The sequence below is a fragment of the Acinetobacter sp. BHS4 genome, from assembly GCF_018454425.1.
GTDB lineage: Bacteria > Pseudomonadota > Gammaproteobacteria > Pseudomonadales > Moraxellaceae > Acinetobacter > Acinetobacter pittii.
The window spans coordinates 3,694,311-3,706,109 of sequence record NZ_CP075323.1 but is presented as its reverse complement, the minus strand read 5'-3'; the positions used below and the strand labels follow the sequence as shown (position 1 = coordinate 3,706,109).

Annotated in this window: 15 protein-coding genes; 10 read left to right on the top strand and 5 right to left on the bottom strand. The window is 41.4% G+C overall.

Annotated elements, in window-relative coordinates:
• Both znuC and KIP84_RS17800 read right to left on the bottom strand, forming a co-directional pair.
• Positions 1-789, bottom strand: coding sequence for a zinc ABC transporter ATP-binding protein ZnuC (gene znuC / locus KIP84_RS17805; RefSeq protein ID WP_057086147.1), 789 nt, complete (start codon positions 787-789; stop codon positions 1-3).
• The gene (locus tag KIP84_RS17800; protein ID WP_002114130.1) at positions 762-1,259 is read right to left on the bottom strand and encodes a transcriptional repressor; all 498 of its coding nucleotides are present in this window, start codon (positions 1,257-1,259) and stop codon (positions 762-764) included. The genes znuC and KIP84_RS17800 overlap by 28 nt, the downstream gene beginning before the upstream one ends.
• 127 nt (positions 1,260-1,386) lie before the next feature.
• Here KIP84_RS17800 and KIP84_RS17795 point away from each other — a divergent pair, with 127 nt between their 5' ends.
• The 10 genes from KIP84_RS17795 to KIP84_RS17750 all read left to right on the top strand — a co-directional run bounded on the left by KIP84_RS17795 (position 1,387) and on the right by KIP84_RS17750 (position 9,564).
• Positions 1,387-2,226 carry a metal ABC transporter substrate-binding protein gene (locus tag KIP84_RS17795; RefSeq protein WP_005804756.1) on the top strand — a complete coding sequence of 280 codons (840 nt, stop codon included), beginning with the start codon at positions 1,387-1,389 and terminating at the stop codon, positions 2,224-2,226.
• A 170-nt stretch (positions 2,227-2,396) separates the two neighbouring features.
• Entirely contained in the window at positions 2,397-2,795 is a 399-nt protein-coding gene (locus KIP84_RS17790) for an ATP synthase subunit I (RefSeq protein WP_002114124.1), read from the top strand.
• Positions 2,796-2,899: 104 nt separating this feature from the next.
• The gene (gene atpB, locus KIP84_RS17785; protein ID WP_002114072.1) at positions 2,900-3,775 is read left to right on the top strand and encodes a F0F1 ATP synthase subunit A; all 876 of its coding nucleotides are present in this window, start codon (positions 2,900-2,902) and stop codon (positions 3,773-3,775) included.
• Between the two features lie 84 nt (positions 3,776-3,859).
• Positions 3,860-4,105 (top strand): F0F1 ATP synthase subunit C, encoded by a 246-nt coding sequence (gene atpE / locus KIP84_RS17780; protein WP_000424060.1) that lies wholly within the window; start codon positions 3,860-3,862, stop codon positions 4,103-4,105.
• A 38-nt stretch (positions 4,106-4,143) separates the two neighbouring features.
• The gene (locus tag KIP84_RS17775) at positions 4,144-4,614 is read left to right on the top strand and encodes a F0F1 ATP synthase subunit B (RefSeq protein WP_001024691.1); all 471 of its coding nucleotides are present in this window, start codon (positions 4,144-4,146) and stop codon (positions 4,612-4,614) included.
• 12 nt (positions 4,615-4,626) lie between these two features.
• A complete protein-coding gene (locus KIP84_RS17770) occupies positions 4,627-5,163 on the top strand; it encodes a F0F1 ATP synthase subunit delta (RefSeq protein ID WP_002114070.1) in 537 nt (178 codons plus the stop codon).
• A 46-nt stretch (positions 5,164-5,209) separates the two neighbouring features.
• The gene (gene atpA, locus KIP84_RS17765) at positions 5,210-6,754 is read left to right on the top strand and encodes a F0F1 ATP synthase subunit alpha (protein ID WP_002114049.1); all 1,545 of its coding nucleotides are present in this window, start codon (positions 5,210-5,212) and stop codon (positions 6,752-6,754) included.
• Positions 6,755-6,832: 78 nt separating this feature from the next.
• Positions 6,833-7,702 carry a F0F1 ATP synthase subunit gamma gene (gene atpG / locus KIP84_RS17760; RefSeq protein WP_002114131.1) on the top strand — a complete coding sequence of 290 codons (870 nt, stop codon included), beginning with the start codon at positions 6,833-6,835 and terminating at the stop codon, positions 7,700-7,702.
• 30 nt (positions 7,703-7,732) lie between these two features.
• Entirely contained in the window at positions 7,733-9,127 is a 1,395-nt protein-coding gene (gene atpD, locus KIP84_RS17755; protein WP_002114045.1) for a F0F1 ATP synthase subunit beta, read from the top strand.
• Positions 9,128-9,144: 17 nt separating this feature from the next.
• On the top strand, positions 9,145-9,564 hold the full coding sequence (locus KIP84_RS17750; RefSeq protein WP_002114076.1) for a F0F1 ATP synthase subunit epsilon: 420 nt from the start codon (positions 9,145-9,147) through the stop codon (positions 9,562-9,564).
• Positions 9,565-9,622: 58 nt separating this feature from the next.
• On the opposite strand, the gene KIP84_RS17745 is transcribed toward KIP84_RS17750, so the two are convergent.
• From KIP84_RS17745 to KIP84_RS17735, 3 genes are all read right to left on the bottom strand, one after another.
• On the bottom strand, positions 9,623-10,219 hold the full coding sequence (locus KIP84_RS17745; protein WP_014208127.1) for a hypothetical protein: 597 nt from the start codon (positions 10,217-10,219) through the stop codon (positions 9,623-9,625).
• A 141-nt stretch (positions 10,220-10,360) separates the two neighbouring features.
• Complete coding sequence (locus KIP84_RS17740) at positions 10,361-10,906, bottom strand: glutathione peroxidase (protein ID WP_005072014.1); 546 nt, start codon at positions 10,904-10,906, stop codon at positions 10,361-10,363.
• Positions 10,907-11,026: 120 nt separating this feature from the next.
• Positions 11,027-11,791 (bottom strand): helix-turn-helix transcriptional regulator, encoded by a 765-nt coding sequence (locus tag KIP84_RS17735; protein WP_032063704.1) that lies wholly within the window; start codon positions 11,789-11,791, stop codon positions 11,027-11,029.
• Positions 11,792-11,799: the final 8 nt, after the last annotated feature.

The window sequence follows — 11,799 nt, the reverse complement described above, 5'->3', positions numbered from 1 at the left end:
TTAAGCTTCCGGTTCTGGGTGAATGTGAGGACGGTCATTATGAGGGCAGGGGTGTGCAGCATCACCGTGAGCACAATGGTCATGATGATGTTGGTAGAAAACCCTTTGAGTTCCAAATATTGCCTGATATTCAGGGTGTTGTTGGATATTTTCGGGTAGCCCACTACAGCAAATATGTTTATTTAAACACACTACGCGGTGTGTTCCTTGCATAACCCATTGTAAGTCATGAGAAACAATTAAGATCGCACACCCATATCGTTCTGGCAGACTGCGAACATAATCATAAAGTTCCGCTTCTGACTGAATATCTAGGCCTTGCATGGGTTCATCAAGAACTAAAATATCTGGCTGACGAAGCAGTGCACGAGCCAATAGGACTCTTTGCCGTTCTCCACCTGAAAGTTGTTGTACTTTTGATTGTTGTAACTTTGAAATACCTGTGTCTTGAATAATTTCGTGACGCAGGGCAGAGCTGCATTTCTCTAAATCAAGAAGGTCCTGAACACGTAAAGGGAGACTGTGTGAAGGATTAAACTTTTGTGGCACATAAGCCATTTTAAGTTTTTTATGATTGATAACACGCCCACTACTCGGCTGGAGAATACCGAGTAGAACCTTTATCAGTGTTGATTTGCCAGCGCCATTGGGGCCAATTAAAGACACAATTTCATTTTCATGTAAGGCAAAATCAACTTTTTTTAATATATCCCGATCATCACGATGAACAGAAACCTGCTCAAGCTGAATTAATACAGGATTTAAGGAGTTGTGCGGCACTGTTGGCATTTCCCCGAAATTTCAATAATGCTGTGTTGAGCCACGAAGTCATCTGAAGCTGCAAGCTGGTCAAGCTGGTGTGTGAGGCCTTGAGAAGAAGCTTCTTTAACCATATGGCATTCGGTACAAATCAGGAATGCTGCTTGATGGCCTTCACGCGGGTGGCAACAAGGAATATACGCATTAATAGAAGTTAGGCGGTGAATGAGACCTTTTTCTAATAAGAAATCTAAAGTTCTATATACAGTTGGAGGCGCAGCAGGGCGATCAGTTTGACTTTTTATACGTGCCAATAAGTCATAGGCACCCATCGGACCCGAAGCATTTAAAATGAGTTCCAAAACTTCTTTGCGCAAAGGTGTAAGGCGTGCGCCAGTCGCAGAACATAAACTTTCTGCTTCAGCTAAACGACTTGCGACATTATGGTGATCATGCACACCATGCAAAGAATCATGATGTTCATGCGAGCAGGAACTCATAGGGGTAACCTCGAATTTTTAACGGAATATTAGCATGAAGCGATGCTTCATTCGATTAATCTTAGGTATTTTTGTAACTTTGTTATATTATAACATGCTTCGAGCTAATTTAAATTGATGGTCTGTCATGTTCCGTTTTTTTGTTTTCAGTATGTTCTCACTTTTGAGTACGTTAGGGTGGAGTCAGGGTTTGGTGGTTTCTACACACCCGATTTATCTGATTGCAAAAGAAGTCACTCAAGGGGTTGAAGAACCACAACTCTTATTAAAGGGACAAACTGGGCATGACGTACAATTAACTCCAGCGCATCGTAAAGCAATTAATGATGCGTCTTTGGTGATTTGGTTGGGTAAAGCGCATGAAGCGCCCTTAAATAAATTATTAGGTAATAATAAAAAGGCGATTGCACTATTAGATAGTGGCATTGTTTCTGTTTTGCCCCAGCGTAGTACACGTGGTGTAGCTTTACCTAATACAGTAGATACACATGTATGGTTAGAGCCTAACAATGCGGTTCGAATTGGTTTCTTTATTGCGGCTTTGCGCTCTCAGCAACACCCTGAAAATAAGGCAAAGTACTGGAATAATGCCAATGTGTTTGCTCGTAAAATGTTGCAGGCAGCACAAGCTTACGATAGTTCAAGTAATGGGAAACCGTATTGGGCATATCATGATGCCTATCAATATTTAGAGCGTTCACTAAACTTAAAATTCGCTGGTGCTTTAACAGATGACCCTCATGTTGCACCAACAGCAGCTCAAATTAAGTATCTTAATGATAGTCGACCAAAAAATCAGATGTGTTTGTTGGCAGAGAGTTTTACCACTAAGGGGCAATACCAAAAATTAGGTAACATTACTTTTCAGCCAGTAGACGAGAGCATGAATAATGAGGATGATTTCGTCACTGCATGGAAGAAACTGGCTATAAAAACAGATAAATGTGTATTAAGTACGCAAAAGTAAGATAAAAAGTAAACAAAGGCTGACTGTAGCGTCAGCACCTCCTGTCATGAAAAACCCCGACTAAAGTCGGGAAAAGATTGCATGTTCAGGGGTGTAACTCTATAATGCCTGCGATTAAAAGCGATCATCAGCTAAACTTGTCAAGCATTTATGCTGTGAGTGGATAAATAATGAGCCAAACTAGTCGCTTGATTGACCGACGATTAGCAAAAGCTTTGGTCTTCTTACAAGCATGTATGATCCCTGTTTCCGCACTTGTGGCGTGGAGCATAAAAGACATGACAGCAGCATTAAGTGCGGCACTTGGTGCGTTGGTCTGCTGGCTTGCGACGAGTTATTTTTCGTGGCAATCCTTCAGAACAGCAGGTGCACGAGCATCAAAACAAGTGCTGTCTAACATGTATAGGGGCATGTTAGGCAAATTTGCAATCATGATCGTTGGATTTATTTTGATTTTGAGCAATGTTAAACCTTTATCACCGTTAGCATTGCTGTTTGGTTTTATTCTCGTTCAGGCAATGTCGTGGGTTGCTCCATTTTGGGTGTCACGTCTACAAAAACGGGTGTAGAAACAAGAAGAATTGAAGATTTTTTGGAGGGTGGCGAGATATCGACAGTACGCCGATGTTCGTTTCCCTTCTTTTTAGTAATTGACATTGACCAGGTGTGATTTATGGCTGCTGAAGAACATGCCCTCACTTCGACAGAGTATATCAAGCATCACTTGACCAATATGACCTATGGCAAAATGCCAGACGGTACATGGAAATTGGCTGAGACTGCTGAAGAAGCTCATTCGATGGGGTTCACTGCAATTCACTTGGATTCAATGGGTTGGTCAATTGGCCTTGGTGTGATTTTCTGTTTGATGTTCTGGATCGTTGCGAAAGCTGCAAATGCAGGTGTTCCAACTAAATTCCAGTCAGCAATCGAAATGATCATTGAGTTTGTTGACTCAAGTGTCCGTGATACTTTTCATGGCAAATCACGTTTAATCGCTCCGCTTGCACTCACTATTTTCGTGTGGATTTTCCTCATGAACTTAATGGACTTGATCCCAGTTGACTGGATTCCTCAAGTTGCAGCGTTTGTAGGTGCAAACGTATTTGGTATGGACCCTCACCACGTTTACTTCAAGATCGTTCCATCTACAGATCCAAACATTACTTTAGGTATGTCTTTATCTGTATTTGTACTTATCTTGTTCTACAGCATCCGCGAAAAGGGTGTTGGTGGTTTCGTTGGCGAGTTGGCACTTAACCCATTTAACCCAAGTAATCCAGTTGCAAAAGCGTTGCTTATTCCAGTGAACTTGATTTTGGAATTGGTAACATTCCTTGCTCGTCCGATTTCATTAGCTCTCCGACTATTCGGTAACATGTATGCCGGCGAGTTGATCTTTATCCTGATTGCTTTATTGCCGTTCTGGATTCAATGGGCGTTGTCTGTGCCTTGGGCGATCTTCCACATTCTTGTAATCACGTTGCAGGCATTCATCTTTATGATGCTTACCATCGTTTACTTGAGCATGGCAAGCGAAAAACATTAATGGTATTGCCTAACTATCAAATGATGGTTGGGCTGAATTTTTTTAATTTAATTTGGTAATAACCTAACCTCTGAGGAATTTTTCATGGAACTCACTTTAGGTCTAGTTGCAATTGCATCTGCTATCTTGATCGCTTTCGGTGCTTTGGGTACTGCGATTGGTTTTGGTCTTTTGGGTGGTCGCTTTTTAGAAGCTGTTGCTCGTCAACCAGAATTGGCTCCACAACTTCAAACTCGTATGTTCTTAATCGCGGGTCTTCTTGATGCTGTGCCTATGATCGGTGTTGGTATTGGCTTGTTCTTCATCTTCGCTAATCCATTTGTAGGTTAATCATCTTAATTCCTAAATCCACTATTTGAGGAATTGCAATGAATATCAACCTCACATTGATTGGTCAAGCGATTGCGTTTGCATTCTTTGTTGCATTCTGCATGAAGTTTGTTTGGCCACCACTAATCAATGCGATTAGTGAGCGTCAGCGTAAAATCGCTGATGGCTTAAATGCAGCAGAAAAAGCGAAAGCTGACCTTGCCGATGCACAAGCGCAAGTTAAGCAAGAACTTGATGCAGCTAAAGCACAAGCGGCTCAATTGATCGAACAAGCGAACCGTCGTGCAGCGCAATTGATCGAAGAAGCTCGTACTCAAGCTGCGGCTGAAGGTGAGCGTATTCGTCAACAGGCTAAAGAAGCTGTTGATCAAGAAATCAATTCTGCTCGCGAAGAATTACGTCAACAAGTAGCTGCTTTGGCAGTAACTGGTGCAGAAAAAATCCTGAACCAGCAAGTTGATGCAGAAGCTCATAACGCCATGCTGTCTCAGCTGGCTGCTAAACTTTAAGCGAGGCGAATTATGGCTGAACTCTTGACGTTGGCACGTCCGTATGCCAAAGCAGCATTTGCTTATGCTTCTGAGCAAGGTGCAACAGACAATTGGTCGAATGCGTTACAAGTGCTCAGTGCTGCGGTGCAAGACGAAGCATTTTCCGCTTATTTAAATCGCCCTGAACTTACTCCTGCGGAGCAAGTGAAGCTTTTTGCTAAAGTTTTAGGTGAAGATCAATCTCAAGCAGTGTCTAACTTTTTGACACTTCTTGCAGATAACGATCGTTTAATGTTGTTACCTGAAATTGAAGCAGAATATGAACAGCTTAAATCACAGAATAACAACAATGTGGATGTCGTGATTGAATCGGCTTTCCCGTTAACTGCTGAACAAGAGCAACTGTTGAAATCTGCTTTAGAAAAGCGTTTTAACAGCACAGTAACTGTTTCAGTTGAAGTTAAACCTGAGCTTATTGCAGGTGTTGTAATTCGTGCAGGCGATCAAGTGATAGATGATTCTGCGCTTAACAAGCTTGAAAAAATGCGTACTCGTCTTCTTGCATAATGCAAATGATGAAGACTGAACTAATAAAAGATTGAGGAATAGCGCAATGCAACAACTGAATCCATCCGAGATCAGTGCGCTCATTAAACAGCGTATCGGAGATCTGGACACCAGCGCGACCGCTAAAAACGAAGGTACCATTGTTATGGTATCCGACGGTATCGTGCGCATTCACGGTCTTGCTGATGCAATGTACGGTGAAATGATCGAATTCGACGGCGGCTTATTTGGTATGGCACTGAACCTAGAACAGGATTCAGTGGGTGCCGTTGTTTTAGGTAACTACCTAAGCCTTCAAGAAGGTCAAAAAGCTCGTTGTACAGGTCGTGTATTAGAAGTTCCAGTTGGTCCTGAACTTCTTGGCCGTGTTGTCGACGCTTTGGGTAACCCAATTGATGGTAAAGGCCCAATTGATGCGAAATTAACTGATGCTGTTGAAAAAGTAGCACCAGGCGTAATTTGGCGTCAATCTGTAGATGAGCCTGTTCAAACTGGTTATAAATCAGTTGATACAATGATTCCTGTTGGCCGTGGCCAACGTGAGTTGATCATCGGTGACCGTCAAACTGGTAAAACAGCGATGGCGATCGATGCGATTATCGCTCAGAAAAACTCTGGCATTAAGTGTGTATACGTTGCGATTGGTCAAAAACAATCAACAATTGCAAACGTTGTACGTAAGCTAGAAGAAACTGGCGCTATGGCGTACACAACTGTTGTCGCTGCTGCGGCTGCTGATCCTGCTGCAATGCAGTATTTAGCTCCGTACTCTGGCTGTACAATGGGTGAATACTTCCGTGACCGCGGTGAAGACGCTCTTATTATCTATGATGATTTGTCTAAGCAAGCTGTTGCTTACCGTCAAATTTCATTACTTTTACGTCGTCCACCAGGTCGTGAAGCGTATCCAGGTGACGTATTCTATCTTCACTCACGTCTTCTTGAACGTGCTTCTCGTGTATCTGCTGACTACGTTGAGAAATTCACTAATGGCGCAGTAACTGGTCAAACTGGTTCTTTAACTGCATTGCCAATTATTGAAACTCAAGCAGGTGACGTATCTGCATTCGTACCAACGAACGTAATTTCGATTACTGACGGTCAGATCTTCTTAGAAACATCATTATTCAACGCAGGTATTCGTCCTGCTGTGAACGCGGGTATCTCTGTATCTCGTGTTGGTGGTTCTGCTCAAACTAAGATCATCAAAAAATTGTCTGGTGGTATCCGTACCGCTTTAGCACAATACCGTGAATTGGCTGCGTTTGCTCAGTTCGCTTCTGACCTTGACGAAGCAACTCGTAAGCAACTTGAACATGGTCAACGTGTAACTGAGTTAATGAAGCAAAAACAATATGCTCCTTACTCAATTGCTGACCAAGCTGTTTCTGTTTATGCATCTAACGAAGGCTACATGGCTGACGTAGAAGTTAAGAAAATCGTAGACTTTGATGCTGCGTTAATTTCTTACTTCCGCTCAGAATATGCTCCGTTGATGAAACAAATCGATGAAACTGGTGATTACAACAAAGACATCGAAGCAGCAATCAAAGCAGGTATTGAAAGCTTTAAAGCGACTCAAACTTACTAAGTTTAGTTTTTAGTTAAGTTTGGTTCACGGATCAACCTTCGGAAGCTCGAAAGAGCTTTCGAATACTAGGTTAAGCGTATGGCAAATTTAAAAGAAATTCGCGCCAAAGTAGCTAGTATCAAGAGCACGCAAAAGATTACTCGCGCGATGCAAATGGTAGCTGCTTCTAAAATGCGTCGTGCGCAAGAGCGCATGGCTCAGGGCCGTCCGTATGCCGATAATATGCGCCGTGTAATTGCTCACTTGGTACAAGCAAACCCTGAATACAAACACCGTTATATGGTTGACCGCCCAGTTAAGCGTGTTGGCTATATCGTAGTGTCTTCAGATCGTGGTTTGGCAGGTGGCTTGAACATTAACTTGTTCAAGAAAGTTGTGCAGCATGTCAAAGCACAACAACAGCAGTCAATTGAAGTTGAATTTGCTTTAATTGGTCAAAAAGCGGTTTCGTTTTTTAAGAATTACGGCGGTAAAGTGCTCGGTGCAACTACCCAACTTGGCGATGCGCCGAGTTTGGAACAGTTAACTGGCTCAGTCCAAGTTATGCTTGATGCATTTGATAAAGGCGAATTAGATCGTATCTATCTCGTATCAAATGGCTTCGTTAATGCAATGACTCAGCAGCCTAAAGTAGAACAACTTGTTCCTTTAGCACCAGCAGAAGAAGGCGATGATCTCAACCGTACTTATGGTTGGGACTATATCTACGAACCAGAAGCAGAAGAATTGTTAAATGGTTTGTTGGTTCGCTATATCGAGTCTATGGTTTATCAAGGTGTGATTGAAAACGTTGCATGTGAGCAGTCAGCTCGTATGGTCGCGATGAAAGCAGCGACAGACAACGCAGGACAATTGATTAAAGACCTACAACTCATTTACAACAAGCTGCGTCAAGCCGCGATTACTCAGGAAATTTCCGAGATCGTTGGCGGTGCCGCTGCCGTTTAACATTATTAAGTTTGAATTGAGGAGACAGCAATGAGTAGCGGTCGTATCATTCAGATCATCGGCGCGGTTATCGACGTCGAGTTTGAGCGCAATAGCGTTCCTAAGATCTATGACGCTCTCCAAGTTGACGGTACTGAAACTACATTAGAAGTTCAGCAACAGCTTGGCGATGGTGTTGTTCGTACCATCGCAATGGGTTCTACAGAAGGTCTTAAACGTGGCCTTAATGTAACTAGCACAAATGCACCGATTTCTGTTCCAGTAGGTCCAGCTACGCTTGGTCGTATCATGGACGTTTTGGGTCGCCCAATTGATGAAGCAGGTCCTGTAGCGACTGAAGAGCGTTTGCCGATTCACCGTCAAGCACCTTCTTATGCTGAACAAGCAGCTTCTACTGATCTTCTAGAAACTGGTATTAAAGTAATTGACTTACTTTGCCCGTTCGCAAAAGGTGGTAAAGTTGGTCTATTCGGTGGTGCTGGTGTTGGTAAAACCGTTAACATGATGGAGTTGATCAACAACATCGCTAAAGCTCACTCAGGTTTATCTGTGTTTGCTGGTGTTGGTGAGCGTACTCGTGAAGGTAACGACTTCTATCACGAAATGAAAGATTCTAACGTTCTTGACAAAGTAGCAATGGTCTACGGTCAGATGAACGAGCCACCAGGTAACCGTTTACGCGTAGCGTTAACTGGTTTGACTATGGCTGAATACTTCCGTGATCAAAAAGACGAAAATGGTAAAGGTCGTGACGTATTATTATTCGTCGACAACATCTACCGTTATACACTTGCAGGTACTGAAGTATCAGCATTGTTAGGTCGTATGCCGTCTGCGGTAGGTTACCAACCTACACTTGCAGAAGAAATGGGTGTTCTTCAAGAGCGTATTACATCTACTAAATCTGGTTCGATCACATCGATCCAAGCAGTATATGTACCTGCCGATGACTTAACAGATCCATCTCCTGCAACTACATTTGCTCACTTAGATGCAACAGTAGTATTGAGCCGTGACATCGCATCTTCTGGTATTTATCCAGCGATCGATCCACTTGACTCAACTTCACGTCAGTTAGACCCATTAGTTGTTGGTCAAGAGCACTATGAAATTGCGCGTGCAGTACAAAACGTATTGCAACGTTATAAAGAGCTTAAAGACATCATCGCAATCTTGGGTATGGATGAATTAGCTGAAGAAGATAAATTGGTTGTTTACCGTGCGCGTAAAATCCAACGTTTCTTCTCTCAACCATTCCACGTAGCTGAAGTGTTTACTGGTGCTCCTGGTAAATTAGTACCGCTTAAAGAAACGATTCGTGGCTTTAAAGGTCTATTAGCTGGTGAATACGATCACATCCCAGAACAAGCGTTCTATATGGTTGGTGGTATTGACGAAGTGATTGCTAAAGCTGAGAAACTCTAATTTAAGGAGATCATCTCATGGCGACTATGCAATGTGATGTCGTAAGTGTTAAAGAGTCTATTTACTCTGGCGCAGTAACGATGTTAATCGCGAAAGGTGCTGGTGGTGAGCTTGGTATTTTGCCAGGACATGCTCCACTTGTAACCTTGCTTCAACCGGGCCCGATTCGTGTTCAGTTGGAAAATGGTACAGAAGAAATCGTCTATGTATCTGGCGGTGTTTTAGAAGTTCAACCTCATGTTGTAACGGTTCTTGCAGATACTGCAATCCGTGCTGACAACTTGGATGAAGCGGCAATTTTAGAAGCACGTAAAAATGCTGAACAATTGCTTGCAAACCAAAAGAGTGATTTGGACTCAGCTGCTGCGTTGGCTGCCTTGGCAGAAACAGCTGCACAGCTTGAAACTATCCGTAAAATCAAAAACCGCGCACTATAATTGCCGGTTTGAGATTGAAAAAGCCACCGTAAGGTGGCTTTTTTTATAAGTTGTTTTTTTAAGATTCAGTTTTTGAATCTGACTTTTCATCTCCTGCCATAATCATGGCAGCAAGCTTCACCATATCCATTTGAATGGTATTAAGCTGTTTTTCAATTTGGTCAAAATTGATTTGATCTAATTTCCCATTGAGTAATGGCATGCTAAGAGCTTGTTGGTTGGCATGTAATAAACTTTGGCGAATATTCTCAATTTCCTGACTTTTAATATCTAAAGTCAAAAGTGCTTGATTTAAACCTTCTAGTTGCTGTTTTAAGGTAGTGACAGTAGTTTTTAGTTCATTCTGATTCTTATCTTGGATGGCTTGTTCAACATCAAGCTGAGTATCTTTAAGCTGTTCAACATAGTCACCAGCTTTAAGCTGTAAATTAGCAGCGTCGCGGACCATATAAAAAATATTGCCGCTTTTAAGTTCGGCTTTGTTGGGTGCAATTTCTGACTCTTGTTGTTCAATGTTTTGGTCAGATGCCTGTTCAGTTATTTCAGTCTTTTCTTGTTCGGTAGCATGGTCTTGTGCCTGATCGCACCCGAGTAAAAGCATGCCTGAGGCAAAAATTACAAAAGGAAGAAATGCGCCCTGTAAAACTTTTTTCATAACTACAAACAACATCAAATAAAGCAAATAGATACTATAGGCATAAAATATGAAGAAAGATTGTATTTTTGCAAACGAACAACACTTTGAGGAGAGCATAAAAAAGAGCGTATAAAACGCCCTTTCTCACATTTTAAAATATTATTTTGCTAACTCTGCTTCAACTGCTTTAACGATTTGTTCATCGTCTGCTGTTAGGTTCGGAGCAAAGCGAGCCACGACTTCACCATTTTTATTAATTAAAAACTTTTCGAAGTTCCATAAAACTTCTGGAGCAGGGTTGGTTGGAATACCTAAGCCTTCTAAACGCTCACGGAAAGGACCTTCACCAGTACGTTCTGGTTGAGCTGCTGTCAAAGTTTGGTAAAGTGGGTGCTTATCTTCGCCGACTACAGAAACCTTAGAAAATAAAGGGAAATGAACATCATAATTTAATGAACAAAATTGCTGAATTTCTTCATCAGAACCTGGTTCTTGCTCTTTAAAGTTGTTTGCTGGGAAACCTAAAATTTCAAGACCTTGGTCTTTTTTTGCTTGGTAAAGTTTTTCTAAGCCTTCATATTGTGGAGTTAAACCACATTTAGAAGCAGTATTTACGATAAGTAGAACTTTACCTTTATATTGTTCAAGATCGACCGTTTCGCCTGAAATAGCTTTTACTGGAATGTGATATACAGATTGTGTCATAAGTCTTTCCTAAAGATTGTAATTGATATCAAGTAACGCATTTGTTTTAACTGCTATTGAGGGGTAGTGCAATAATATTCGTGTTCAAAAAAGAAAAAGTTTTTAAAGATACGCTGAATTCTAGTTATTTCTGATTTGGATAGGTGTTTGTCCAGTGTAACGTTTAAAAAACTCAATAAAACTTGAGCTATGTTGATAACCTAAATCGTATGCTAAACGCTTGATAGGCGTCCCTTGGCGAATCTGATGAATGGCATAAACAATTTTGGCCCGATTTCTCCATTCGGACAACGAAAGCTGAAGCTCTTGTTGACTCAAACGTAATAAGTGACGATCACTGACCGAAAAGTTTTGTAGCAACTGCTGTAAAGACTGATCAAAAAGTAATGGATCTGAAAGTTTTTCTAAAATAGGCAATAAAACAGGATGTCGTGTTTGCGGTAAATAATGCGAATATGCAGGAGCTTGTTTAAGTTGATCGAATAGAACTTGTAAAAGATGTTCTAAGTATTCAGATTGTCCAGTTTGTTTTTGTTGCTCTAGAATTTGTAAAACTAAGGTTCGAAAGAAAGGTTGGATACTAAAACATTTACAGATATCACCTAAAATAGAACAGAGGCGAGGGTGTAGTCGAATACAGATATAGTGAATTTCATGGTCAATATGAGTAGATTGATGAACAGTTTGAGGTGGAATCCAAAGACCATAGCTAGGTGGAGAAAGATATAGCTGTTCTTCAATCTCCATTTCTAATATGCCATTTAAACTGAAATTAAAATCTCCCCAAAGAGATGCATGAGGACGAACAATATCTTCTTTTTGGTATAGAAATTCATGAACTTCTATACTGTTTAATAATGAAAATTGTTGGTCCTCATTGTTCATCTATATGC